Genomic DNA, 26,905 nt, shown 5'->3' with positions numbered 1-26,905 from the left:
AACATGAGTGATATTAAAAATCTAAAACAATATTCTAAGGCTAGTGAAAGATTCGAAGGTGCAAATTTATTATGTCCTGGCTGTGCTCATGGAATCATAGTAAGAGAAGTGCTAAATGCAACAAACTATCCCTTATTAGTTGCTGCATCAACTGGTTGCTTGGAAGTAAGCACTGCTGTATATCCTTATACCTCATGGGATGTACCTTGGATTCATATTGGATTTGAAAATAGCTCAACTGCAATAGCTGGAGCTGAAGCAATGTATAAAGCCCTAAAAAGAAAAGGTAGATTATACAATGACAAAGAACCAAAATTTGTAGCATTTGGTGGTGATGGCTCAACTTATGATATAGGATTCCAATTTATCAGTGGTTGCTTTGAAAGAGGTCATGACTTCACTTATGTATGCTTAGACAATGAGGTATATGCCAATACAGGAGGACAAAGAAGTGGATCTACCCCAATAGGTGCTTCTACAACAACTACTCCTGCCGGAAGAATAAGCTATGGTAAAAAAGACAAGAAAAAAGACTTACTTTTCATAATGGCAGCTCATGGCTCTCCATATGTAGCCCAAGTAGCTCCAAATAAATGGAAAGACATGAGTAAAAAAATCAAAACTGCAATTGAGACAGAAGGACCTACATTTATAAACGCTATGAGTGCATGCACAACTGAATGGAGATTCCCAGCAAATCAAACAATAGAAATGAGCGATTTAGCAGTAGATTCTTTGGTGTTCCCATTGTATGAAATAATAAATGGCAGAGAGTTAAGAATAACCTATAGACCAAAAAATGTAATACCTGTAAGAGACTATCTAGGTGCTCAAGCAAGATTCAAGCATTTGTTCAAAAAAGAAAACGAGCATATAATAGAACAATGGCAGAAAAATGTAGATGAATATTGGGAATACCTACAAAGAAGAGAAGAAGCAAAGGTTTAATTACCTTTCACCTTTTCTTCTTGCCAAATGCACAATAGCATAAAGTGCTATCGTATCCAATAATGCCATACAAGCAAAAATCAAATAACTTGAAACTATAATACTATAAATCACTTCCAAGTCATACACTCCATAAAATGCACCAAAGGTAAAAAGACAAGTGTTAATAAATTGTGAAATCAAAGTAGAACCATTATTTCGTATCCAAAGCCCTTTGTCTTTTGAATTAAAAATTTTAGTAGTTAGATTCCACCACCAATGATATAACCACACATCCAAATAAGAAGCAAAAGCAAAAACAAGTAATGACACGATAATAATGCGTGGTATTTGAGAAAATACTTGCTCTAAACTTACAAAAAATTCTAAATCAACTGGTGTATATAAAAGCCATGTCTGCGAAAAGACTAAAAACATTATGCTAAAAAATATAGAAATTCCAACTGCCTTTCTTGCTACCTTTTTCCCATGAATCTCGCTTAATGCATCTGTCAATAAAAAAGTAGAAGCAAACAAAACATTTCCTAAAGTTTGCGTAATGCCAAAAGCATCTATTAGAATACTAACTTCAATATTGGCAACAATAGTAGCAAAAACCCCAAAAACGATCAATCCATAAATACCAAATAAAGCATAAGCCAATACGACACTACTATATGTTAATACCAAGCTAATAATTAGCAAAATCTCATTCATTAACCAACTCCAAAGTCTGTATTATCAAGCAAAAAGTCAATTCGTTCATTATCTTTATAGTTAGGATAAATCTCGCTACAAAACATCCTAATCACATCCAAATCTGCCTTAAGCTTGGAGTTATCGCACATTACATTAACGCAGATTCTATCAAAATACCTAAGCCCCAATAAAATATCATTAAGAATCATTTGCTTTGTTTGCCCTTTTATACCTATTAAAAAATTTGCCTCATCAAAGTCTTTTGCAATGATTTGTGGCGAATCTTCTTTTATGCCTTTTTTCATTACATTTTCTCTTAAATTATAATCAAAGCTCTCAAGCCCTAATTTTATTTTGATTTTAAAATCTCTAAACAGCTCTTTAAGATTTACAATTTCATCGCGATATAAATAATGACATTCAAAAATAAGCGTATGAATCTTTTTATCATACACAACTTTTTTAATAACTTCAAAAGTGCTTGGAGTAAGCTCACAAAAGCTACCAGAATTTATAATCTCTAAAATGCCATATTTTCCACTCACACAAGAAAGTGCAGACAAATTAATATTCTCCATATCATCTGAAACATCTAAATAATAATCACAAAAACTACAATTCTTATAACGACAACCAAGCCCTTGAAGCAAGACAATTTCACGCTTATTTTTTGTCTCTATCACACTATAACGCACAAGATCACTCAAAGCCTATCCTTTAAATTATGTATTATAAGCTATTTTTCGCATTTTATAGGCTTTTAATGCTTCTTTATATATACAATCACCGAATTTTAGATAGGAGGATTACTATGAATTACTCTGTTATTATTCCAATATGCAATGTAGAAAAATATATAAAAGAATGCCTAGATTCTGTTATCAATCAAACAAATAGAGAATTTGAAATAATCTTAGTAAATGACGGAAGCACTGATAATAGCCTAAATATAGCCCTAGAATATGTAAAAATAGATTCTAGAATATTAGTCATAAATAAGCAAATGGTGGTCTAAGTAGTGCTAGAAATATGGGAGTAGAATTTATACATGGTAACCATCTAAGAGAAATAATAACAAATATGCAGAGGGAGGGACAATATCATTTAAAGAGATAAATACATTTAGCAAAGAATCTAAAACAATCACACAAAAGCAACTTCAAAAACATTTTAAGTTATTAGCCATAATCACATACAAACTACTTTAGCCAATATTAATAAGTTAATCATACAAGAACTACCAAATAATCATTTTGTATTTTATAGATTCTGATGATTTAATATGAATGAATATAATATAGAAAGAACACATAAACAAAGCGATTTATATGCATATCTATTTGCTGAATTCAATGATAAAACTAAAGAAATAAACTACAATCCTCCTAACGATCAGTTCGCAAGAATCCAAAGATTTACAAATGGGCTTAATTTAGTATGTCAAATGTATAAATATGGTAGGATACTTTACCTTTGCGTGGCACGAGTGCTTTAAGGCAGATATTTTAACAAATACAACCTAAGATTTATTGATGAGATAGTGCATGAAGATTGTGATTTTGGGCACATTTTATTGCTACTATGCCAACATATAACAATCATAAAACAAATCAAATATCTATACAGAACAAGAAGTAATTCTATTACTCATAAAATAGATAAAAACACAAAAACTCCCAGATACGCTTCCATCATACTTAGAATCTTATAAGGATAAATATAGCACTTATTATGATATGAAAAACGCACATATACATTATAGTTTTTTGCTAATAAATTTTAATATTTATAGATTCTTAACACAAGCAAACATACCACATAGCAACCAATTAAGACAATACTACAAGCAACACTTAGAAGGTAGTCTGCAAAATTGTATAAAAGAAAATCTATGCAACCAAAAAACTTCAAAACAGATTTATGATTATCTTAAATTAAACAACTAAAGCTATACAATTTTGGCTGTGTTAAAATTCAACCTTAGATACATTATAGTTTTCAGATATGCAAATATAATCATCATTTATTCTCACCGATGCGTCCATTTGCCATCTACCAGCTATATCAACTTTGAATCTGGGGCTTTGATACAATCCATCTACAAGCTCACCTACTCCAAGCTCCATATCGTTTCTAGTAGTGTTTGGTCTTGTGAGATAAAACTTAATTTCAGCATCTGTAATAATTTTATTTGTAACTTTATCTTTGATTCTTACAAAAGTAGTAGTAAATGACTTAAAATCAACATCTCTAGAACCCTCAAATGAGATATTATATTTTTCTAAAAACTCATTTCTTTTAATTGTAATTTCATTTATATTTTCATCAACATATTGTGAAGTAAATCCACACATTCTCTGAATCTCAACAGGATTATTAATAGCCGTTTTTATAGTTAGAATAATCATCCCAACCACAACTAAAGAAAACAAGAAAATCCCCATAGGCCAATAATTTTTAGACATTACTTTTTCCTTAAATACACATATACAAATAAAACTAATAACACAAAAAGCATGATATATAAAACCAATCTCACACCAGATTGCACCACAAAATCACGCTTTAAATATCCATGCTCCAAAGACACATCATAAAAAGAAGCTATATTATCTGCAATATCAACAAATCCATTTAACAAAAACGCTGATACACTTTGAATGTTTATCTCTTCGTCTTTTTTGGGAATTAGTGGCACTATATAATCCCAATAAACAGAATTTTTATCAAACATTTCATTGCTTTTATCATCTGTTATGATGTCTATTTTTTTATCGTTTTTAACAAAGAACAAAACAACATACGGCGATTTTAGATTCTGTAAATAATAACTTTCAACTTCTTTTATAGGCTTATTATTTAGAGAATCTAATGCTACTACATATATACTAACTCCAGTTTTTTCAAAAACTTCACTTGATAATATATTCATAAATCCTGCAGTTTTATCAAGTATTTGATTTTTGTTTTCTAATATATAAGAATTAGCAAAGACATCAGAGATAGCGATAAATAGGGCAAAAAGCCCTACTTTAATAAACTTTAAACTACCCAACATATAAAAGCATATCAGGTATAAACGCAACGGCAATAGAAACAACAACCACAACTAGCTGAACAACAAATAAAGTCTTCTCTAATCCACTATACTTAATCATGGCAACTCTCCTTATTTAACTTCTTTGTAATTTGTAGCATTGTTTTTGTCTTTCATCTGAAGACTGTTTGCATTTTCTATTACATATGGATTTAGCGATTGAGCCTTTTGTGTAGATACAGCCTTATACCCAAGAACAAAAACCACAGCTAACAACAAAACAACAGCAATCAAAAACCCACCAAGACCATTTAAGCTAAACATACCATTCATAGCAATCCTCCTTAATTCTTATCAGAATATATAAAATGCCCAAGAGCTTCTTTTTGTATATCTGTAAGCATTTGTGATTTGAAAGATGGCATATTTCCTATATGACCATTTTTTCCTTTTTCTAATACTTCAGCCACAAATGCTGGTGTGCCATATTTGGTCAAATCAGGTGCCAAACCACCCATACCCTTACCATCATCTCCATGACACGCTATACATGTAGCTGATACATATAATTCCCTACCCTTATCAACTAATTCTGGGTATTTTGTTTTCTTTACCTCTGATAATTCAGCCATTACATAAGCGGCAATAGCCTTTTTAGATTCATCATCATCAGCAATTCCAGGTGCTACTTCAGCAATTGGTAGCATATCGCCTAGTGCATAACCCAAACCTTTACTTCCATGTTGTAGCGTATATACAATTCCCTCTTCTCTACCCCATTCTAGCAAGTTTGCCGCTACTCCATTTATACCTTCTGTTGTAATTCCATGACATTGCGAACATTGAACTAGATACAGATTTTGACCCATTTTAGTTAATGTTTCAGTATCTGCGTTATTCCATTTAGATTCAAACTTAACATTATAAGCTTTAACCTCTTCATTATATTCTCCAATTTGCGAATAAGCATTTAATGGATAACCAACAAACCAATACCATAATCCCCAAATTAGCAATACCAAATAAGAGATTCCCCAACCAATTGGAATATCATTTTTGAATTCTCTAATTCCGTCCCAATCCTCATTTGTTAAATCACCATCTGCCTTGCTATCTTTCATTTTTTTGATATATCCACCAACGACGAATATAGTCAAAGCCAAAATAGCGACGGCACCAATTAAGGCGATCTGATTTATACTATCGCCTAAGTTAAACCATTCCATTTAGTTCTCCTTCTTCGTATCTTTTTTTCTTTTTTCAACTAATTCATCATCAAGGTTATCATCTAGTGCTAATCTAGCGTACTTTTCGTAATCTATCTTTCCACTTCTTTGACTTTTATACAAATGGTAAATATACCCATACAACAACAAAGTAAGAATTATTGTTATAAACCAATATGCATAACCTTGTATGATTCTTATAGTTTCATATTCCACTTAGTTTGCCCTTCTTTTTTGACCTAAACTATTCAAATACGCAATAAGTGCAACAATTTGCTTAATCTCGCCATTTTCTAAAGCTGCTTTAACTTCAGGATCTTTCATATCATCAACTATTACTTTAGCTTCTGCCAAAATATCAGTTCTAGCAAAGTTTAAATCACCTATTTTTGGATTGTTTTCTGTATCATATGGCACACCAAAAACAACCTTTTGTGTATAAGCTTCTGCATATGCAGTATCTATATCTACATTTTTAGAATATAAATGCTTATAAGCTGGCATTATAGAACCGGGAACAACAGCCATAGGCTCATACATATGCTCTTCATGCCATTGAGTCGTTCTTACATCTCCAACCCTGTGTAAGTCAGGACCAGTTCTCTTAGAACCCCACAAAAATGGTCTATCATATGCATATTCACCACTTAAACTATAAGCACCATATCTATCAGTCTCTGATTTAAATGGACGAATCAACTGAGAATGACATGCATTACAACCCTCTGCTATATAAATTTGACGACCAGCAGTTTCAAGCAATGTATATGGTTTTAGATTTTCAACAGGACGAGAAGCCTTAGCAAAATCTGGCAATATCTCAACAAGTCCAGCAACAGAAAAAACTAACAAAAACACAACCGTAAAGAAAAATGGATTTTTTTCTAACCAATGAAACATTATACCCTCCCCTTATGCAGCCATAGGCGTTGCGTAATTAGGTTCTTTTTGAAGCTCTTTACTAGCAACAATAGTCATTATAATATTGTAAGCAAACATTATAAATCCTATAAGATACATAGCTCCACCAATAGCCCTAATAACATAATATGGTATCAACACAGTAACAGTATCAATAAACGAATAAGCTAAACTTCCAAACTCATCAGTAGCTCTCCACATCATACCTTGCGTAATACCTGCAATCCACATGCTTGAGAAATATAAAATAATAGCCGTAGTTTGAATCCAAAACTGCATATCCATAATCTTCTTAGAATAAATCTCACGCTTAAACAATCTAGGTGTCATGTGATAACAAGCAGCAATAATTGTAAATCCAACCCAACCTAAAGCAGCATCATGAACATGCCCAATAATCCAATCTGTAAAGTGTGCTAAAGCATTAACTGATTTTATCGACTGAATTGGACCTTCTAAAGTTGCTAGCATATACCAAGTAGACGCAAGAATCAAGAATTTAATAAGTGGAGATTCTTTTAGTTGATGCCATTGTCCCTTCATTGTAAGTAGCATATTTACAGCAGTTCCCCATGAAGGCAAAATAAGCACAACAGAGAAAATTGAACCCATTGTTTGCATCCAATCAGGCACAGTTGAATAGATAAGATGGTGACTTCCAGCCCAAATATATACAAACATCAAGCCCCAGAATGAAAACAAAGTAAGCTTATAAGAAAAAATAGGCTGACCAGATTCCTTTGGCAAGAAATAATAAATTAATGCAATAATTCCAGATGTAAATACAAAAGCAACTGCATTATGACCAAACCACCATTGAACCATAGCATCATTTGTTCCAGCATATAAAGATATGGAATGAAGCACTGACCCAACACCAGAGACCAAATAAGTTGGAATTGATAAGTTATTAAAAATATAAAGTGCAGAAATTGCTACAAATGTCGCAATAAAATACCAAAGGCTAATATAAATAGTCTGTTCTCTTCTAACACCCATAGATCCAAACAAACTAACACCCCATAATACCCACACAATAACAACCAACAAGTCCAAAGGCCAAATTAGCTCTGAATATTCTTTTGATTGATTAAGTCCGGCAAATAGACTAATAACAGCTAAAAGCATTAGCACGATATATAGCCAAAAATGAAGATGTCCTATGAACTTTAAAAATGGATATTCATTATAAGAAATTTTCAATACCCTTTGACCAATATAATACCAAGAAGCCCAGATACCACTTAAGGTAAAACCATAAATAATACCATTTGTGTGCAATGGTCTTAAACGACCAAATGTTCCGAATTCTCCCGCTAAATAATTTAGACTAGGAAATGCCAACTGAAACGCCACTATAACACCCAATAATAATCCTACGATACCAAACGCTATTGTGGCAAATAAAAATAATTTTGCAATGGAGTAATCATACTCTAAGGCAGAATCTGACTGCATACGCTCTCCTTCTCTTAAAAGTTACCCTCTCTAAAAATGTAAAAGGATCCTTACATTTTACAACAAATAAAATAACCAAAAACTTAAAAGATAGCGTAAAATGCTAACTTCAGATATTGCCTACATCATATAATTGAATAATTCCTGTTATATTTTTATTATGGTCCAAAACTACAAGTTCTTTAATTTTATATTTAAGCATAATCTCTTCAGCTTCAGAGGCTTTTGAATTTTCATTGATTGTCTTTGGAGTATTAGTCATTATATCTTTAGCCATACATTCAAAGTTACCACTCTTAAGTGCTCTTCTTAAATCTCCATCTGTAATAATTCCAGATAAGCTACCATTATCACATACTAGACACATTCCAAGCTTACCACTTGTCATACATTCTATTAAGTCTTTAAAATTAGTCTCACTAGATACTATAGGCAGATTATTAACACACATAATATCCTTAACCTTTGTTAATAACTTCCTACCTAAACTACCGCCCGGGTGAAACATAGCAAAATCCTCACTCTTAAAACCTCTAGCATTCATAAGTGCTACAGAGATAGCATCTCCCATAGCCAAAGTAGCAGTAGTAGATGAAGTTGGTGCAAGTTGCAATGGACAAGCTTCCTTTTTGATACTTATATCCAAGAAGTATTGACTTTCTCTAACTAGTGTTGAGTTCTTATTTCCACTCATTGCAATTATTGGAATCTTTCTGTGTTTTATACTTGGAATAATTCTTAAGACTTCCTCACTCTCGCCAGAATTTGAAATTGCCAAAACAACATCATCTTTAGTAATCATTCCTAAATCCCCATGCAACGCTTCTGCAGGATGCAAAAAGAAACTAGGAGTGCCTGTGCTAGCAAGGGTTGCAGCTATTTTTGCACCTATATGTCCTGATTTTCCCATTCCACTAACTATAAGCCTACCTTTAATGTATAAAATAAGCTTTATAATTTCATTAAAATCATCTGTTAAATTATTTTTTAGATTCAATATTGAATCAGATTCGATACTAAATACCTCACAAGCGATATCTCTATAATCCATAAAAGCTCCTATAATACCATGGCACCAATACTAGCACCAATAATTAGTGGAATGTTATACATTAAAAATGTAGGCACACAAGTATCCCAAATATGATCATGCTCTCCATCCGCATTCAACCCAGAAGTAGGTCCTAATGTGCTATCAGATGCAGGACTACCTGCATCTCCTAATGCACCTGCAATACCTACAAGCAAGATAATAGCCTTTGCATCAAAGCCAAGATTCAAAGCTAAAGGACAATAAATAGCCGCTATTATAGGTATAGTACCAAATGATGTTCCAATTCCCATAGTAATTAAAAGTCCAACAAGAAGCATAATTAAGATTCCACCTAGCTTACCACCTGCAACACCAGATACAAAATCAACCAAACTCTCTATCGAACCAGTCTCTTTTAAAACATTTGCAAACCCAGCCGCTACAAGCATTACAAAGGCAATAAAAGCCATCATTTTAAAGCCATTCTCCATAACTAAATCAATATCATTCCATTTAATTCCACCAAGTGCTATCATAACAATCAATCCAGCAATTCCACCAAGAGGCAATGAGGACATATAAAGCTGTACACAAAATGCAACTATAGTCCCTATTAGCACTCCATAATCCCCTCTTGTCATTGTAATATCTTTTATAGAATCCAAATTATGACTAGTAGCAAAATCCTCCCTATACTCTCTAGGCTTCCTATAAAAAACAAAAATTGCCAATAATAAACCACAAAGCATACTAGCTCCACCAATCCACATAACGCTTTGTATATCGCTTAATGTTACATTGATACCATTTTGCACTAGCTGATCTCTAAGAATTGTATGATATATAAGTCCAAATCCTATCCCCAAACTTACATAAGGTGCCTTAAGCCCAAATGTCAATGCACAAGCAACAGCTCTTCTGTCTATTTTTAGCTTATTCATCAATGGTAAAAGTGGAGGTATTAAAATAGGTATAAATGCTATATGCACAGGAATTAGATTCTGCGAAAAACAAGCAAAAAAAGCTAATGACAAACAAAACATTGCTCTTTTGTTTTGTATAAACTTTGCAATATTAAATACCAAAATAGGCGTTAAATTACTTCTAGCAATAGCAGATGCAATGGCGCCAAGCAAAATATAACTTAATGCTGTCTCCAAATTGCCTGCCATACCAGATATCAAAAGCTCTATACTTCTATCAAACCCAAGCCCAGACACAAATCCAGCAACCAATGCAGAGACCAAAATAGCCAATAAAACATTTAACCTACACAAACATAAAATACTCATAATCAAAATAGAAAAAATAGTCGCATTAATCAACATAGCTTCCCCTATATTTACTAGAATCTAAAAATACAAAACTACCAATATCTGCGTTTAAATAATCGCTAACCACGCTACATTTAACTTTGAATAAAAAAAATATCTTTGGATTTTTGAAAGATTCCAAAGATTCAAAATTCCCCATACCTTTTGATAGAATCAAATCTGCTGTATTGTATATTTCATAAGCTTTAGCACTTGATAAATCAGGTATGAATCCTGGTGTGCCAATACCACTATCCACCACATCACACATATTAAATAAATTTGAATTACTTTTCTTTAAATCTTGTATTGTAATATCATTTATTATACTTTGTCCTCTTGTAAAATATGTGATTGCTAGCTTTGGATTTAAGCACTGTAAAACTTCAATCAAAATCTCATCAAGCTCATTTTCACCAGCATTATCACCTATATACAGCAAATTTTTAGCATACATTAATTTCTCTTGAAAAGATTCAATATCAAAATATTTAAACTGCATATTAAATAAAGAATCTTTTTCTTTTTCTAAATCAAACTTCAATTGTGCTCCATAATCAATCACATTACCAAGCGCAGCACAATAAATACCAAACTTAAGTAAAGATTCTTCATCTTGTATATCTATTTCTTTCTTTAGAAATTCCTTTATTTTTCGTGCTTTTTGTATGCTATCTTTTTTTATAGTGTGATATATATCATCATTATTTAAATTCTTTGCCAAAGCAGAATATATAGGCATAGCCACCAAAGTAGGAGGAATCTCAAAGTCTTTTTTTAAATTAGAATCCTTAAAAAAATGTTCTAATTTAGTCCTTAAATCGCCCTCTAAAAAATCATTAGCCTCTTTTATTGCAATATCACAATTATTGCTTTGTGCTAATTTAGCAGATGAACTTACCTGTTGCTTTAGACATTCCAAACATTCTTTTTGTAACTTTATAATATATCCTTACAATTATTCTTGTTCTTTATTTTCTTGTGGATTTACAACCTTACCCCACATCATTTTATACTTTCTTTTTAGAAATTCAATTTCCTCTTGTGCTACTCTTAACTGCTCTCTTAAGAGTGCTATTGTCTTTTTATCGTCTTCATATACCTCTTGAGTATTAAATAATGCGTCTTTTAGAAATTGATTCTCACTTTTTATGCTACTTATTGTCTCTTCTTTTGAGGTCATCACTTTTTCATGCAAACTTAAAATTGTCCCTATTGTTTTTTCTACAAATTCACTATCAACAGAAGATCCTTGAGATGAGCTATCAACCATTACTGCATTACCACTACTAACCACAACAGCCTTTGCACTACTGCTTGCATCTATGTAGAATTTGCCATCTTTTTGCATACCCTTTAGCTCACCATTTGAGACCATCTTTAGCACTTTTTCTTTTTCTAATTTAGAAATTTGAACAAACTCATCAATTACTACCCAAGATTCCATAATGATCCCTATAAAATTACTTCAATATCACTAGAATCTAATTCTACATTTTTAGCTTTCATAACTCTATCTTCTCTTAATTTACCTTCTAGCTCAGAATTACTCAATGCTAAAATTTGCATAGCTAGATAAGCACTATTGACAGCACCAGTTTTACCTAATGCAACAGTCCCAACTGGCATACCAGAAGGCATTTGAACAGTTGAAAGCAAAGAATCTAATCCATCCAATGCACCTCCCTTTAGAGGGACACCTATTACAGGCTTTGTAGTCATTGAAGCTACTGCTCCTGCTAGATGTGCTGCCATTCCAGCAGCCGCGATAAATACCTTAGCACCCTTTTCTTCAGCACTTTTGATATAATCCTTTGTCCTTTGTGGACTTCTGTGTGCAGAGCTAATAATCACCTCATAAGGAACATCAAATTTCTTTAACACAGACACACACTCGCTCATAACATTATAATCACTCTTGCTTCCCATTAAAATTGCCACAAACTCCATAATATTCTCCTATTTTATAAAGATTCTACATAAGGTTTTTTCTGTGCTTTAATCCTTACTATTCTTGCACCTTCAGTTGCTAATACTTCATAAGTGCAATATTCATCATCGATAATATCACCAACAACTGGCATTCTCTCTAGCAAATTAAATACATAACCACCAATTGTTACTTGCTCTGTATCTTCAAAAGAGATACCAATTACATCAGCAACCCTCTCTAAATCAAGCATACCATCAAAAGAATAACAATCTTCATCTATCTTATGATAGTCATCATTTTTTTCATCATGCTCATCTGATATATCACCAATAACTTCCTCTAGTATATCCTCCATAGTTAAAAGTCCAGCAGTCCCACCATACTCATCAACTACAAGTGCAGTATGAATCTGTCTTCGCTTCATCTGTGTAAGAATATTCGATATAGAAGCACTCTCTGGCACAATTATTATCTCTCGTACTAATTTTTCTAGTTCTTCTGAAGGATTTGAAGAAAGCATAGTTTCCAATAAATCACGCAAATGAATCATGCCAATTATATTATCCTTACCATCTTTGCAATATGGGTATCTTGTATGCTTTGTTGATGTTACTATATGCATATTTTCTTCATAGCTATTATCATCATACAGACATATCATATCTTTTCTAGGCGTCATTATCTCTCTAGCTATAGTATCAGAGAAACTAACTGCATTTTGTATTATTTCATTTTCTATTGTGTCTAAATAACCACCTTTAAGGGATTCGCCTACAATAATCTTTAACTCTTCTTCAGAATGAACACTCTCTTCACCTTCACTAGCTGGTTTTATATTCATTCTATGCAATATAAAAATGGCTAAAAAATCAAATATTTTAATTAGAGGAAAAAACAACAACCAAAACAAATGCAATGGTCTAGCTATTATAAGTGTGCATTTTTCAGCCTTTGCTATAGCTATGGATTTTGGAACAATTTCACCCACTACAACATGCAATAGCGTTATAAAGCTAAATGCAATTACAAAACTAACAGAATGCAATAACACAAGATTATCACTAATAAAATATTTAAAAGGTGTTTCAAGTAACCTAGCAATGGCAGGCTCACCAATCCAACCAAGCCCCAAAGATGAAAGAGTAATTCCAAGTTGTGTAGCAGAAAGATAAGAATCTAATTTTCCTGTAATTTTCAAAGCCAACTTAGCACCAGATACATCACGCTTAACAAGCTCCTCTAATCTAGAGCGTCTAATTTTAACAATAGCAAATTCAGAAAGAACAAAAAAACCATTAAGAAGAACAAGAAATAAAGCAAGTATAGACAAAATAACCGACTGGGGTTCCAAAAATGACTCCTTTTAAAAAGTAAAATGTAATATGCACTATTTTAACACACTTTTTTATGTATCTTCCATTTCTTTTATAAATACTTCGTTAATTCCTCTGCTAAGCCCCATTCCAAACAACAAAATAGTCCATGAAAGATAAACCCAAATAAACAAAAAAAGCACTATACTAAAAGAACCATAAAGAGTTAAATATGCTTTGTTATAAAACACATAATACACAAAGCCATGCTTACACAATGACCATAAAACTGCAGTAACAAGAGAGCTTGTAATTGTGTTTTTCGTGCTAATTTTGGTGTTTGCAGAAATCTTAAACAAAATAAAAAATAAAATCCAAGTAATAAAATATGGAAGCAATGTGTATAAAAAACTAAATAATTTCGTATATCCAAGAGAATCTAAATAAATATAAGCCTTAGCACTAAAATACATAGAAAATAAAATACCAATAGGAAAAAGCGTCATACAAGTCCAATACACAGACAATGAATCCCAAAAGCCTCTAGCATTAGAATGAAAAATCTTAGAAGCTATAAATTGATAGTTTCTAAAAAATAAAATTGAAGTTATAAATGCATACAAAAGCCCCATTCCACCAAGCTTCAATGAGTTTTTTAAAAAACTATCAATATATCCTAAAAATACATCAGAATGAGTAGGTATAAAATTTGTAACAACTAAATTTTTAAAATGCTCTAAATACTTGCTAAATTCAGGCAATGAAGCAACTATTGAAAAAACTATTAAAAGCATTGGCAATAGGGCAAAAATAGTATAAAAACTAAGACTTGCTGCAAAATACAGCAAATCTCCCCTTAAAAACGCATACAAATATCGCAATAACAGATAAATTTTACTTTTTATATCAATTACAACTTCCATAAATCACTCGCAACTAGTTGCAATACTATATCCATAACTTTTGATTCTCTCTACCTCATCTTTTGGAGTATTTCCCTTAGTTGTTAGATAATCACCAAGCACAACAGCATTTATGCCACATTCAAATAATTCTTTTTGATTATCTCCAAAGACAAGCTCCCTCCCACCAGCTATCATAAGTCTAGCATTTGGTAAGTATTCCCTAGCTAATCTAACACACTCCAATGCCTCTTGTCTACTCAAAATCTCCTTGCTTAATGGCAATGCACCATTTGGCATAAAGAAATTAACAGGAGAGCTATGTGGATTTAAGGTTTGCAAAGCATACAATAAATCCGTTCTATCCTGCCAAGTTTCTCCCATTCCAAAAATTCCACCACTGCATAACCCAAGCCCAACTTCTAATGCATTCTCACAAGTTTCATATCTTTCTTCCCAGCTATGAGTTGTGCATATATTTGGGAAAAATCCCTTAGAAGCCTCAAGGTTATGATTATAGCTTGCAATGCCAGAATCTTTTAGCTCTTTTAATGCTTCTTTAGTAGCAATTCCATTACAGCCAATTAGGTGTAAATGTAGCCCAGAATCCAAAATTGCCCTTGCAACCTTGCTTATATATTCCACCCTTTTATCATCTAAATTTCTACCACTAGTTACAAGGCAGAATCCCAAAGCACCATTTTCACTAGCAACCTTTGCTTCATGCAATATTTGCTCCAATGGTTTTAATTTATATCTATCTATATCAGCGTTAAATTTAGCACTCTGTGTGCAATACGCGCAATCTTCAGCACAAGACCCACTAGAAACATTTGATATTGTGCATAAAAAAATATCTTTCATATTATTCCTTTATTAGCTCATTTTTACCATTAAAATCCCTAAGATTCACACTAATATTTTCTAAATAAAATACAGCAAAATTAGGATTATGAATATCTTTGTATATATTCTTTACCAACTCATATTTATTAAACATGGCCTCTTTTACTTTTAAATCATCACTAAATTTTGCATTACCTCTTATTCTAAGCCATGCACTCCCATCATTATTGCAAGATGATAGCTCAATGCCACTATGATTGCTTATATGCTTATATAGATTCTTATCCTTTGCAGTACAGAAATATAATTTATTATCCATATATAATGGAGAGTGAAAAGGTCTTACTCTAGGATTCCCGCATGTTCCAAGAGTTGCTAAAAATGTAGGATATTTATCCAAAAATTCTAAAATTTCATTAGTCATTTTCTTCCTTTATTATTCTTTCCTTACATGATATACATTCATACACTTCCTTGCCCCTATATGTCCTACTAGCCATTAAAAAGTCGCACTTTGGACATTTTTTATTAGTTGGCTTAAAGTTTGAAATAAAGTCGCATTTAGGGTAATTTGCACAACCATAAAACATTCCTCTCTTGCTTCTTCTTTGTAATATTTCACCACCACATTTAGGGCATTTGATATCCAAAGATTCTTGCTTTGTTAGTGTTTTTGTATTTTTGCATTTAGGATATCCACTACATGCGATAAACTCACCATTTCTACCAACTTTCTTAATCATAGGAAGTCCGCATTTTTCGCACTCGCCAAAGCTTTCTACTTCTTTTGCAGTTTCTTGTTTTTCTTCCTTTTTGATAAACTTGCACTTTGGATATCCGCTACAACCTACAAACTCTCCATATCTACTACTTCTTTTAACTAGCTCCTTACCACACATTGGGCATTCCTCACCAGTTGGCAGTGCTAATTTTTGACTTTTTATACTTGTTTTGCCTGATTTTATCTTATCTATAAATGGCTCATAGAATCTACATAATAATTCTTGCCAATCTTGTTTACCATCTGCTATATCATCTAACTTTTCTTCTAAATTAGCAGTAAATTTAGAATCTACAATCTCGAAAAAATGCTCTTCTAGTAGCTCGACTACCTTAAATGCTATCTCTTGTGGTTTTATTTGCTTTTTTTCTATGCTTATATAATCTCTATTGCTTAGTAGAGTAATAGTAGGTGCATATGTGCTTGGGCGACCTATACCTAAAGATTCTAGGGTTTTTATCATACTTGCTTCTGAAAATCTAGCAGGAGGTTCTGTTTCATGCTTAACTGCTTTGCACTCTTTTAACTCTAATATCTCACCAACTTTGAAATTTGGCAAGATATTATCCTTATCTTCATTGCCAAGCACCTTATAAAAGCCATCAAAAACCAACTTCCTACCACTTGCTTTAAGCTTTGCATTATCACTTGCAATAAAAATATTTTGAGAATCAAATTCTGCATCAGTCATTTGAGAAGCCAAGAATCTCTTATAAATCAAACTATACAATCTTAATTCATCATTCTTTAAATATTGTGTTGCTATTTCTGGTGTAAATTCAAGTAATGTCGGACGAATCGCCTCGTGTGCTTCTTGTGCTCCTTTGCTTTTTGTGGTATATATTTTTGGCTTTTGAGGGACATATTTATCTCCATATTGCTTTTTAATCAAGCTTCTAGCCTCATCTTGTGCTACTTTAGCTATATTTAGACTATCTGTTCTCATATAAGTAATAACGCCCATGGTCCCCTTGTGCGTCATAACCCCCTCATACAATCTCTGTGCATTCTGCATTGTGCGAGATGGTGAGAATCCCAAAATAGAACTTGCACTTTGTTGCAAAGTAGAAGTCATAAAAGGCGGTGGAGTTGCGGATTTTTTCTTTTTGTTTTCTATATTTATAATGCTAAACTTTGAATTTTTTATGGATTCTACAATGCAATTAGCCTCTTTTTTATCTTGCAAAGATAGCTTTTGAATCTTTTCTCCATTATATTCTACTAGCTCAAAGGGTGTGCTTGGCAACATTATAGTATCAATTGTATAGTATGTTATTGGCTTAAAATTTAGTATTTCTTTTTCTCTATCTACTATTATTTTTAATGCACTACTTTGCACCCTACCAGCACTTAATCCTCTTTGAATCTTGCTTGAGATAAGTGGGCTTAAATTATATCCCACAAGCCTATCTAAGAGCCTTCTTGCTTGTTGTGCATTAACTTTATCCATATCTATATGTCTAGGAGACTTTAATGAATCTAAAATAGCACTTTTTGTAATCTCGTGAAATACGATTCTAGGCAATAAATCTGGCTTCTTACCTATTGCAACTGCTATATGATAGCCTATTGCTTCACCTTCTCTATCCTCATCAGTTGCGATATAGACTGCTTTAGATTTTTTAGTTAGCTTTATTAGCTCATCAACTATGCTTTTATGGTCGCTATCAATGGTATATTCAGGTATAAACTCTCCTGCTTCATATTTAATTCCCATCGTTCTTTTTGGCAAATCCCTAATATGCCCTTTTGAAGCAATAACCTCATAATCTTTGCCCAAAAACTGCTTAATTGTTTTTGCTTTTGTTGGAGATTCAACTATTATTAAATTTTTCACAACACTTCCCTAAAACACAATATTTTTGACAATAATACAAAATCTATAATAAATCAATTTTTAAGATTTTAGAAAATCATTGTATATTTCTTTGCCAATTTGTGTGCGTGCAAATGCGATAAAATAGTTATTTCTTATGCTTTCTTTGTTATATTTTAGCTTCTCTTTGCTAACACAATCTAGCATAACACCACCAGATTCTTCTAATATCACATCACATGCTGCCATATCCCACTCGCTTGTGCCATTGAATCTAGGATATAAATCAGCCTTACCAGCTGCAAGAGAACACACCTTTAAAGAAGAACCACACTTGAGTGTTTTTAAATTATATTTTTTAAAAAACTCTAAAGTCTCCTCTGTGCTATGAAAAACAGAATCACAAGCCAAAAGACTATCATCTTTTACTATTCTATCGCCATTTAGCTTTATTTTATTACTCTTTATAAATTCAATACTATTGCTATTTTCTACATTCATCATATACGCACCATGACCACTTAATGCAAAATACAACTCATAAAATGCAGGTGCATACACAACCCCTAAAATGGGCCTATTCTTATGTATCAATGCTATATTTATAGTAAAGCCACCATTTTTAGCCAGAAAATCCTTAGTGCCATCTAGTGGATCTATAAGCCAATAATAATCTAGATTTTTTCTTTGTTCATACTCCAAAATAGCCTCTTCAGAACATATCTTATATCCAAACTCTTGCAAAGAATCTGTAATATATTCATTAGATTCCAAATCAGCTTTAGTAAGAGGGGAATCATCACTCTTTAAATCATATGTGCAATTCCCATAATATTTCATAGTTATAAATCCAGCTCTAATTGCAATTTGTGCAACTTTATATAACATTTCTATATTATTTTCCATTTATAACAATCTCCAAATCACTCTTAAAATCAATTTCACACCAATTACCCTCTATAAACACCGGGTTTGCATTATTGTATTTATCTATAATTCTTTGCAAAAAGCTAGTCATATACATATTATCAAAATCTTTTCCATCATACATATCATAGCGATTTAGAGAATCATAAAACTTAACAACATCACTTAAAAATTTATAAGACATTTTAAAAAGCCCTGTATATTGCCCTTCTATATCATCATAGCTACTTGCTTTCTTGCCTAATTCTACTATTTTTCCATTTTTAATCTTTAAACTCTCAGCATCATCTAATGGATTAGCAAATCGTCTCTCCCACAGGCTTCTCCAAGCTTTATCAACAACGATATTTAGCTCTCCAATAGAATCTTTTAACTTAGATATAGTATCGCTAAAATACACAATATCTGCATATGAGATAATTAAATCACTCTTAGTGCTAATACAAGATTCCAAAAACTCTCTAGCACAAAACATTGTGCTAACCATATTTGTCTTATCGTATTTTTTGTTTTCATAAAATGCAGCAATGTCAAATTTATGCAAATAACTCTTTAAAGTATCAAATAAATATCCACCAACAACGGCAACCTCACAAATACCAGCCTTCTTTAAAGCCTCTATTTCATAATCTATTATTTTCCTACCATTATACTCAACCATACATTTTGGATTATTTTCTGTCAAAGGCATAAGTCTAGAGCCAAATCCAGCAGCTAATATCAATGCTTTCATAACTTTTCCTAATTAGAATCTTTAAGTTATAAAATTATAGCAAGATAGTTAATTATTCACCTGCTAATATCTTATCTATTTGCTCACATATGTAATCACTAGACTTTAGTGGATTAAACAATATTTCATCTCTAAATTCTTGGATTTTTTGCTTGTAAGATTCAAAGTCTATATTTTCTATCATTTCTCCTAATTGCTTAAAATTACTAGCAAGCCCACCAATTTTTTGAAAACTTTCATTATACACTGGTATATTATTGTATGGTGCAATGCAAAATGAAGGTCTAAGGGTGCTAAAACTATAAGTAAAGGCACTAGTGCTATAATCTGTAATGATAAAATCACTAAAATTACAAAACACATTTCCATCTGTCATATCAATAGAGATTCTTTTGTTATTTTCATACTTCTTCTTTATTAGTGAATATATTATGTGATTGTTCTTTGAATTCATAGGATGTGCTCTATAACTTATGTTATAACTAGTATTTTCAAGTAACCATTCTAAAATAGAGCTTTCAAATCCAGCTACCAAGTTTGTGGTTTTTAAATCATTTGAACTAACAAACTTCAAAGTAGATATATAAGAAATGATATTTTTAGATTCATGTTTATAATTTGAAATTGCAAAATCTAGCTTTGGATATCCACATTCTAGTAGTTTTGCTTTATTACCAGCTTTTTCATATCCATCCTTAGATATAGTTGTTGGGATAATTATATAATCCATAAAACTATCACTAGAGGCAGTTGGCAACAATAAAGAATGTGGTATATACATTTTTTTAACATTCTTATTCAAAAACTCTCTATCAATTTTCCCGTTTTCATATCCAACACCATCAGCAGTAAGTATCAAATCAATTCCATCAATATCTAAATAAAAATAATAGGTTATATTATTATCAAAAAACCTCCAATAAGCTACAATAACTTCATTTACGCTTTTTTCTAGATCATCATGCAACATTTGAGGCACTATTGCTATTACATTATATTTTTTTCTTAACTTTTTTAGTAAAGTACCATATTGACTTCTATATGTATCATAAAAACACATAACAACAATATTTTTCTTATCTTTTTTTAAGACACTCTGTATTTTTTGCTTTAATTCTTTACTATAAAAATCTACTCTATCTTGTGCAGTCATGCTATATCACTTGCTAAGAAATGTTCTATAAAACCTATTTTTCTATCCATATTAGCTTGTATAATATTTCTTAATTCTTTGTGACTATACGCACAATATACACAAGTATTAAGCAATAAATCAAGCCTATCATTTCCAAATTTTGCTTCATCAAACCCATTTAGAAATAAAATACTAGGTCTTTTGCAAAAAAGACTATATGCATATACAATATTTGAAATATCGCTAACTAGAAATGAACTATCAATACCTTCTTTTAAAGAAGAAATTCTTTTGATATTACAATGTTTTATAGAATCTAAAAATTTCTTATTATAGTCTTCTTTAGTATCACAAAAAGGAAGGAATAATATCTCTATATTTGCCCCCCCCCCCCGCAGAATCTAAACACTCACATAACGCTATGTCATATCCTAGTGTAGAGTTTGTTATCATAATATCTTTTATTTCTCGTAGGCTTGGAGCATATATTATTTGCATACTCTCTCCTTTACTTTTTTAAACCATATATCAAAAACATCTCTATATTGCATACCACACTCCCTCTCTATGTGCCACATTATAGCATATATATCATGTTGCTTGTGTCTGAAAGCCTCAATGCTACAATCAATCTTAGCCAAAGCTTCTAGTTCATCTCCAAGCTTGGTTATACAATAATTGTGATATGAATTTACCTCATATTCTTTATTATCCACCATTATTTTATGATTACCAACATGCCCACTTTGCCTCTCAAAACTAGAAGAAAAATAATAAGAAATAATCTGTGCTCCATGACATATACCAAGAAGTGGTATTTTGTGTTCTATACATTCTTCAATGATTTTAGATTCATAAGAGTCTCGTTTATTATTTATTCTACTATCATCAATGGTTGATAAATCATTACCACCACTTAAAATAACTCCACTTACATAAGGAATATATCTATTAAACTCTATCTCATAGCTTAGTGGTAACGGCAAATAATCTCTTAAATATTTTCTAAAAAATATTCCCCAATCTAATGCCAAGCCCTCTCTTAGTTCCACATAAGATGAATTTTCCATTAATCTTTGTGAAATTGCTATAAACATATAATTTGCTCACTTTGACAATCAATAGTAATATTGGTTGCTTGTAAATATTTCTTAAAAGATTCCTCTCCTACACCTATTACAGCTGGCATACCAAGTTCTGATGCGCGAATTGCCATATGAGAGTTTGCCCCTCCATAGCAAGTTATAAATCCTGCTATATTTTTTGTAAATAAATAATCATATCCGGGGTCTGCAGCATAAATAAGCACTATTTTACCATCTAAATTAGTATCATTTTCTTTTGCAACATTTGCACTTATACATTTTTGTGATATAAAATTTGGCAACACCATTTGGCTAAAGAATCCAAAAATCTCGCTACTATCCCTTAAGAGTTGTGGCAATTTTAATGCTAAAGTTAGCTCATATTCTTCTTTATGTCTTTTAATCTCATCTAAGAATCTATTCTTTGGGCTTTTAGAATATAGCGAAGAATATAAAGTTAAGATATTTTTAATATCAAGATGTGCCATATCCTCCTTATCTATTCCATAATATTCACCAAGCTCACCTATTAGCTTTAATGCCATTGACAGTAACTTTGTAAATTCAAACTTTGCATATTCCCTACCTTCAATGGCTACTTTTAAAAATTTAAAAAACTCATCTACATTCATGCTAAGACCATTTTCACTTAATATTTCTTCTAGTTTTGCTTTTCTGTCATCAGCGATACTAAACTCAACATGACTATTCTTAATCACTTTAACATCACTAAAATACTCACTAAAAGCCTCATCATATCTAGGAGATAAAATATTATAAGTCCCCGCTCTTAAATGACCAAAGTCTCTTAAAAACCCTTCTTTATCTTTTAAATCATAATTACTCAACTTTTTACTAATTGTATTTAGAGAATTCAAAAAAGTATTCTTTTCATCAATACTAAAAAATCCAATCTCGACCAAAGAATTAAGTAAAGAAATAGCAATAAACCCTGCCCTAGCAATCCCAGCAAATGGTAAAGTTCCATATCTCTTTGTTGATTCTAAAAGCCAATAAATCTTATCAATATTTGAAAGATTAGAATTTAAAATTTCATCATAATAAAAAACTAATTTTTTTATCTTTTTTATATCTTTTAAATATAAACCCTTTTTGTGCTTAATTATTAAATTTGTAAGATTTAGCAGTGAAAACTCTAGTCTTTTAATTTCATTTTCATTAAATCCGTGTTGTAATAATTGCTCTAATTTCTTAGGGGTATTAAAGTCATAGCATGAAAATACAATATCAAACTCTATCTTATCATGTAAATGTGGGGATTTGGAAAGTTTATCCAAATAATAATTCACAAGTTTATTGGCAATATTTTTATCTAAACTTTTTGGGATAAAAGAATTAAAAGAAAGTCTAACATCAATATATGGAATCCCTAAGAATGAATGCATAAGTGGGTGAGATCGTAAATTTAAATATCCATAATTATCCCTTTGATATGCCCAAATATTATCAGTGACAATTTCTTTATAGAGACTTAATGCTAATCTTTTTGGCTTTAGCCCTATTATTTCTGCTGGATTCCAATCAGGCATAACGCCAAAAATAGCCCTATCTCCAAAGACATCAGGTGTGGCTTTTTGTAGGCTTACAAATCGCTTCTCGAGCCTCTCTAGTGCTTCTAGTGGTAATGCATTAAATAAATTTTCCTTATTCTCCATTACCAATGGACGCACTTGAAAACAATAAAGCTTTCCTTTAGATATGGCAAACTCTATATCTAATGCCTTATATTCATATAGAGATTCAAGCTCTAATATCATTTCTATTATTTTTTTTAAATTTTCATTCTTTGGAGGCTTAGAATTTCGATAATGAAAATAGCTAACAATATCGTTGCTACTACCATCTGTTATTGCACTATTTGACCCACTAGTATCATATTGTATGCAAAAATATGGTGCAAAATTATCTTTATCTACACTAAATGCGACTCCACATATTTCTATATCATCAAGCATTGTTTGAACAAGAATCTCATCATCAAAATTTGGCATAGAATCTGCAACTTTTTTTAATGCTTCTTTTAGATTCTCCTCTCTTACATTTGCTATACTTAAAAATGCACCAGCATTTGACTCTATCTTGCTATCCTCACTTTTTGATGAACTACGAACTATAAATTTATCTCCAAGCTTTAAGATTTTATCTTTTAATAATTCAAAATCACTTTCTACTTCTTTTAGATTAGTAATCAAAAGTGGCAAAATTTCTCCACTCTTTAAAATGCTTTGTAGATTTTTTAGATTCTGTGCTTTTGAGGCAAATTTAACACTCATCATCTTCCCCTATCTTACTAATTATAAAATCAGCTATAAACTCACTAGCACAACCTAAATTAAAAACTTCTTCTTCTCTAAAGATAGCAATCTCCTTAGCCTTCTTGTTACTGATTGTTCTGCTTTGTGCTTTTATATTTTTTATGATTTTTATAGCCTCATCACAATTATTTGCTTTAACATGTATTTTGCTATTAAAAAACGATACGCCATTATAGCAGTTATTAGGAGATACCATACCACTTACAAGTAAAATTGCAGGTTTTAGAGTAGTTAGAGGAAATGTATAAACTAAGCTAGAATAATCCCCAAGTAACAAGGCACAATCATACATAATTTTTACACTTAATTTTTTAGAAGAATCATAAATAAACCAATCCTTATTTTGATATTTTTCTGCAATTTTTTGACTTTCTTGCACCAAAATTCTCCCAGGATATGGACGAAAATATACTTTTGTATTTATAAATTCTCTCTCAAACTTATCTAAAAGCTCTTCTACTACCCTTAGATTTTCAATGCTATTTACGGAGACCAAAATATTGCCCCCCCCCCCGCAGAGATTATGTGTAGATAGATAGTTTTTATATTCTTTTAGATTTATATCCAAACTAGGATATCCACCGCATATAAGCTCATGCTCATACCCAAGATTCCTAACTTCTTTTTCAAAAATTTTATAATTTGACTTTGTGCTAATTATTCTATAACCATTAATCCCAACCCTGCGCTTAAAGAAAAATGCATCTAATGGTCGATTCCTCTGAAATAATGAAGCAATAGGATCAATAATAGCATGAGGAACATATATGTATTTGCTACCGATATTTGGTGTATTATGTGGCATAAGACATGTTACAACGAATCTAAAAACACTCAAAAAGCATCCGAAATAGCTATTAAAAATTGGAATAAATATACATTTATCTCCAAAGAGTTCTTTTTCTTTTAAATAAAACTCTTCCTCACCATAAATATAAATAGTATCAACCCCCTTACTTTCCAAAATTTCTGCAATATTTCCTAAATGCTTATTATTACCAAATGTAGTCCTAGTAATTCCTATGCTATTTTTAAAATGCGGAAACTTCTTAGCATAATGATTGTTGATTTTCTCAACAATATTTAAAAATGAACAATAAAATACAGAATCTTTTTTCAAAGATATAAAAAAATGCAAAACAAAATAAGCTAGATATGTTAAAGCTAAAAACTCGTCATCTCTTTTATTTTCATATATTTTATTTATTTCAATATTATTTAACAAAATTAACATTAAAGATTCTAGCTCTTCTATTCCATTGTGATACGGAATATTTAAAATATCAGCATTATTTGACAATCTTTCATATAATTTAGAATCTTGATGCACTATCCACAATTTTCCATTTTTTAATATCTCTTCTTTTAATGATTGCAAACTTGTCTCACAAAAACTATCATCAACGAATTTTATATTCATTGAGACAATATTTTGCCTTTGAAGTTCTTGCATTATTACAAATAGGCTTTGAGTATCTTCACCCTTAGGGTAAAGATATATAGTTTCACACTTTTTTAGCACTCCAGCACCTTGTTGTGTATTTTATGTCAAATTCTTTTGGAAGTTGCTCTTGCATTTTATCTGCAATCTTAGAAAACAATTCCTGACCTTCTATTGTTTCTAAATCCCAATAAGGATTCTTAACGCTTCTCCAAGCATTGATATAATTTTCTATACTTTGATGAAAATAAAAATCTTCCTCGATATAAATAATATTATCAAACATATTTTTATGCTGTTCAATAATGCTTCTTTGCTCCTCTCGTCTTACACCTCGTGTATAATTTGGAACAAATTCTAAGATAATGCTTTCTGCTTTCTCTTGTATAGTATCTTCTAAATCTCTATGATTCCACATACATGAAAAATAGCAATCTTTCTTTAGTAGTCTATATGCTTCTTTTAATGCCTCAATTCTATCCATAACATTAAAGCTACTCCCAAATGTAACCCAATCAAACTCTCCACTTTTAAGAGTAGAATCAATCCCTGTCGCTCTAACCCACTCTATATTTTGACCATTAGTTCTTTCAATACCTATTTCTCTCATAGCATCATTTGGTTCCACTGACACAACTTTGCATTCTCTCTCTAAAAGCATAATACTTAAATTACCTGTTCCAGCACCAATATCAGCTACTAAAGGAGTTTTTGCCCCCCCCCCCGCAGAGATTAGCCTAACTAACATATCAATAGTTTTTGGTGCATAATTTGGTCTATAACTATAATATTTAGCATGTTTAGTATAGTCCCACACTTGTTCAACAATTTTTTCCATATTTACTCCTTAAAATAATTTAAAATTAAACTTTTATACTCCTTTCATAAGATTAATCATTTTTGATTAAAGATTTGTTAAGTCTTGATACCTTAAGTAATAAAAAAACACTATAATAAAGACTATGCCCCATACTATAAGGAAGCTATGAAATAGCCATTTAGCCAAATTAGTAACATTAGACACAATAAAGCTCACAATAAAA

At 31.5% G+C, this 26,905-nt stretch carries 30 protein-coding genes and 1 pseudogene; 4 read left to right on the top strand and 27 right to left on the bottom strand.

The window, feature by feature from the left end; all coding sequences use genetic code 11:
* Nucleotides 1-3 precede the first annotated feature (3 nt).
* Entirely contained in the window at nucleotides 4-948 is a 945-nt protein-coding gene (locus tag PF022_RS06530) for a thiamine pyrophosphate-dependent enzyme (protein WP_271020666.1), read from the top strand.
* Here the strand turns inward: PF022_RS06530 and PF022_RS06525 are convergent, their stop codons facing one another.
* Both PF022_RS06525 and PF022_RS06520 read right to left on the bottom strand, forming a co-directional pair.
* Nucleotides 949-1,644, bottom strand: coding sequence for a queuosine precursor transporter (locus tag PF022_RS06525; protein ID WP_271020665.1), 696 nt, complete (start codon nucleotides 1,642-1,644; stop codon nucleotides 949-951). It lies immediately after the preceding gene.
* A complete protein-coding gene (locus PF022_RS06520; RefSeq protein WP_271020664.1) occupies nucleotides 1,644-2,333 on the bottom strand; it encodes a hypothetical protein in 690 nt (229 codons plus the stop codon). The genes PF022_RS06525 and PF022_RS06520 overlap by 1 nt, the downstream gene beginning before the upstream one ends.
* A gap of 104 nt (nucleotides 2,334-2,437) precedes the next feature.
* Here PF022_RS06520 and PF022_RS06515 point away from each other — a divergent pair.
* From PF022_RS06515 to PF022_RS06505, 3 genes and pseudogenes are all read left to right on the top strand, one after another.
* Nucleotides 2,438-2,685, top strand: a pseudogene (locus PF022_RS06515) (glycosyltransferase family 2 protein); the annotation flags it as partial.
* 223 nt (nucleotides 2,686-2,908) lie between these two features.
* Nucleotides 2,909-3,121, top strand: coding sequence for a hypothetical protein (locus PF022_RS06510; protein WP_271023274.1), 213 nt, complete (start codon nucleotides 2,909-2,911; stop codon nucleotides 3,119-3,121).
* Nucleotides 3,122-3,362: 241 nt separating this feature from the next.
* Nucleotides 3,363-3,572 (top strand): hypothetical protein, encoded by a 210-nt coding sequence (locus PF022_RS06505; protein WP_271023273.1) that lies wholly within the window; start codon nucleotides 3,363-3,365, stop codon nucleotides 3,570-3,572.
* A 21-nt stretch (nucleotides 3,573-3,593) separates the two neighbouring features.
* Here the strand turns inward: PF022_RS06505 and PF022_RS06500 are convergent, their stop codons facing one another.
* The 25 genes from PF022_RS06500 to PF022_RS06380 form a co-directional block, all read right to left on the bottom strand.
* Nucleotides 3,594-4,091 carry a FixH family protein gene (locus PF022_RS06500; protein ID WP_271023272.1) on the bottom strand — a complete coding sequence of 166 codons (498 nt, stop codon included), beginning with the start codon at nucleotides 4,089-4,091 and terminating at the stop codon, nucleotides 3,594-3,596.
* Nucleotides 4,091-4,684, bottom strand: a complete 594-nt coding sequence (locus tag PF022_RS06495; protein WP_271023271.1) for a TPM domain-containing protein — start codon at nucleotides 4,682-4,684, stop codon at nucleotides 4,091-4,093. The genes PF022_RS06500 and PF022_RS06495 overlap by 1 nt, the downstream gene beginning before the upstream one ends.
* A 111-nt stretch (nucleotides 4,685-4,795) precedes the next feature.
* Nucleotides 4,796-4,996, bottom strand: coding sequence for a DUF4006 family protein (locus tag PF022_RS06490; RefSeq protein ID WP_271023270.1), 201 nt, complete (start codon nucleotides 4,994-4,996; stop codon nucleotides 4,796-4,798).
* An 11-nt stretch (nucleotides 4,997-5,007) separates the two neighbouring features.
* Nucleotides 5,008-5,889 carry a c-type cytochrome gene (locus tag PF022_RS06485; RefSeq protein ID WP_271020658.1) on the bottom strand — a complete coding sequence of 294 codons (882 nt, stop codon included), beginning with the start codon at nucleotides 5,887-5,889 and terminating at the stop codon, nucleotides 5,008-5,010.
* Nucleotides 5,890-6,105, bottom strand: a complete 216-nt coding sequence (locus tag PF022_RS06480; protein WP_271020657.1) for a cytochrome c oxidase, cbb3-type, CcoQ subunit — start codon at nucleotides 6,103-6,105, stop codon at nucleotides 5,890-5,892.
* The gene (gene ccoO, locus PF022_RS06475; protein ID WP_271023267.1) at nucleotides 6,106-6,789 is read right to left on the bottom strand and encodes a cytochrome-c oxidase, cbb3-type subunit II; all 684 of its coding nucleotides are present in this window, start codon (nucleotides 6,787-6,789) and stop codon (nucleotides 6,106-6,108) included.
* Between the two features lie 12 nt (nucleotides 6,790-6,801).
* A complete protein-coding gene (gene ccoN, locus PF022_RS06470; RefSeq protein WP_271020655.1) occupies nucleotides 6,802-8,268 on the bottom strand; it encodes a cytochrome-c oxidase, cbb3-type subunit I in 1,467 nt (488 codons plus the stop codon).
* Nucleotides 8,269-8,377: 109 nt separating this feature from the next.
* The gene (locus PF022_RS06465; RefSeq protein WP_271020654.1) at nucleotides 8,378-9,319 is read right to left on the bottom strand and encodes a KpsF/GutQ family sugar-phosphate isomerase; all 942 of its coding nucleotides are present in this window, start codon (nucleotides 9,317-9,319) and stop codon (nucleotides 8,378-8,380) included.
* An 8-nt stretch (nucleotides 9,320-9,327) separates the two neighbouring features.
* Entirely contained in the window at nucleotides 9,328-10,629 is a 1,302-nt protein-coding gene (locus tag PF022_RS06460; RefSeq protein WP_271020653.1) for a Na+/H+ antiporter family protein, read from the bottom strand.
* Nucleotides 10,619-11,536: a damage-control phosphatase ARMT1 family protein gene (locus PF022_RS06455; protein ID WP_271020652.1), complete on the bottom strand. Its 918-nt coding sequence runs from the start codon at nucleotides 11,534-11,536 to the stop codon at nucleotides 10,619-10,621. The genes PF022_RS06460 and PF022_RS06455 overlap by 11 nt, the downstream gene beginning before the upstream one ends.
* Nucleotides 11,537-11,572: 36 nt before the next feature.
* Nucleotides 11,573-12,061, bottom strand: coding sequence for a DUF3972 domain-containing protein (locus PF022_RS06450; RefSeq protein ID WP_271020651.1), 489 nt, complete (start codon nucleotides 12,059-12,061; stop codon nucleotides 11,573-11,575).
* 8 nt (nucleotides 12,062-12,069) lie between these two features.
* Nucleotides 12,070-12,564 carry a 5-(carboxyamino)imidazole ribonucleotide mutase gene (gene purE, locus PF022_RS06445; RefSeq protein WP_271020650.1) on the bottom strand — a complete coding sequence of 165 codons (495 nt, stop codon included), beginning with the start codon at nucleotides 12,562-12,564 and terminating at the stop codon, nucleotides 12,070-12,072.
* 14 nt (nucleotides 12,565-12,578) lie between these two features.
* The gene (locus PF022_RS06440; RefSeq protein ID WP_271023265.1) at nucleotides 12,579-13,898 is read right to left on the bottom strand and encodes a hemolysin family protein; all 1,320 of its coding nucleotides are present in this window, start codon (nucleotides 13,896-13,898) and stop codon (nucleotides 12,579-12,581) included.
* A gap of 54 nt (nucleotides 13,899-13,952) precedes the next feature.
* The gene (locus tag PF022_RS06435; protein WP_271020648.1) at nucleotides 13,953-14,783 is read right to left on the bottom strand and encodes a YihY family inner membrane protein; all 831 of its coding nucleotides are present in this window, start codon (nucleotides 14,781-14,783) and stop codon (nucleotides 13,953-13,955) included.
* Between the two features lie 3 nt (nucleotides 14,784-14,786).
* Nucleotides 14,787-15,626: a biotin synthase gene (locus PF022_RS06430; RefSeq protein WP_271020647.1), complete on the bottom strand. Its 840-nt coding sequence runs from the start codon at nucleotides 15,624-15,626 to the stop codon at nucleotides 14,787-14,789.
* 1 nt (nucleotide 15,627) lies between these two features.
* Complete coding sequence (locus tag PF022_RS06425) at nucleotides 15,628-16,032, bottom strand: pyridoxamine 5'-phosphate oxidase family protein (RefSeq protein WP_271020646.1); 405 nt, start codon at nucleotides 16,030-16,032, stop codon at nucleotides 15,628-15,630.
* Nucleotides 16,025-18,226 (bottom strand): type I DNA topoisomerase, encoded by a 2,202-nt coding sequence (gene topA, locus PF022_RS06420; RefSeq protein ID WP_271020645.1) that lies wholly within the window; start codon nucleotides 18,224-18,226, stop codon nucleotides 16,025-16,027. The genes PF022_RS06425 and topA overlap by 8 nt, the downstream gene beginning before the upstream one ends.
* Nucleotides 18,227-18,286: 60 nt before the next feature.
* Nucleotides 18,287-19,111: a 3'(2'),5'-bisphosphate nucleotidase CysQ family protein gene (locus PF022_RS06415; RefSeq protein WP_271020644.1), complete on the bottom strand. Its 825-nt coding sequence runs from the start codon at nucleotides 19,109-19,111 to the stop codon at nucleotides 18,287-18,289.
* On the bottom strand, nucleotides 19,101-19,865 hold the full coding sequence (locus tag PF022_RS06410) for a phosphocholine cytidylyltransferase family protein (protein WP_271023263.1): 765 nt from the start codon (nucleotides 19,863-19,865) through the stop codon (nucleotides 19,101-19,103). Before PF022_RS06410 ends, PF022_RS06415 begins: the two co-directional genes overlap by 11 nt.
* A 52-nt stretch (nucleotides 19,866-19,917) precedes the next feature.
* The gene (locus PF022_RS06405) at nucleotides 19,918-21,018 is read right to left on the bottom strand and encodes a CDP-glycerol glycerophosphotransferase family protein (protein WP_271020642.1); all 1,101 of its coding nucleotides are present in this window, start codon (nucleotides 21,016-21,018) and stop codon (nucleotides 19,918-19,920) included.
* A 330-nt stretch (nucleotides 21,019-21,348) separates the two neighbouring features.
* The gene (locus PF022_RS06400) at nucleotides 21,349-21,498 is read right to left on the bottom strand and encodes a hypothetical protein (protein ID WP_271023261.1); all 150 of its coding nucleotides are present in this window, start codon (nucleotides 21,496-21,498) and stop codon (nucleotides 21,349-21,351) included.
* Complete coding sequence (locus tag PF022_RS06395; protein ID WP_271020640.1) at nucleotides 21,489-22,097, bottom strand: gamma-glutamyl-CDP-amidate hydrolase; 609 nt, start codon at nucleotides 22,095-22,097, stop codon at nucleotides 21,489-21,491. The genes PF022_RS06400 and PF022_RS06395 overlap by 10 nt, the downstream gene beginning before the upstream one ends.
* Nucleotides 22,088-24,382, bottom strand: a complete 2,295-nt coding sequence (locus PF022_RS06390; protein ID WP_271020639.1) for a PEP-utilizing enzyme — start codon at nucleotides 24,380-24,382, stop codon at nucleotides 22,088-22,090. Before PF022_RS06390 ends, PF022_RS06395 begins: the two co-directional genes overlap by 10 nt.
* Complete coding sequence (locus tag PF022_RS06385; RefSeq protein ID WP_271023259.1) at nucleotides 24,369-25,943, bottom strand: hypothetical protein; 1,575 nt, start codon at nucleotides 25,941-25,943, stop codon at nucleotides 24,369-24,371. Before PF022_RS06385 ends, PF022_RS06390 begins: the two co-directional genes overlap by 14 nt.
* Nucleotides 25,927-26,700, bottom strand: a complete 774-nt coding sequence (locus PF022_RS06380) for a class I SAM-dependent methyltransferase (RefSeq protein ID WP_271023257.1) — start codon at nucleotides 26,698-26,700, stop codon at nucleotides 25,927-25,929. Before PF022_RS06380 ends, PF022_RS06385 begins: the two co-directional genes overlap by 17 nt.
* Nucleotides 26,701-26,905: the final 205 nt, after the last annotated feature.

This window comes from Helicobacter sp. WB40 (assembly GCF_027859275.1).
GTDB lineage: Bacteria > Campylobacterota > Campylobacteria > Campylobacterales > Helicobacteraceae > Helicobacter_D > Helicobacter_D ibis.
This window is presented reverse-complemented; position numbering and strand designations above follow the sequence as displayed.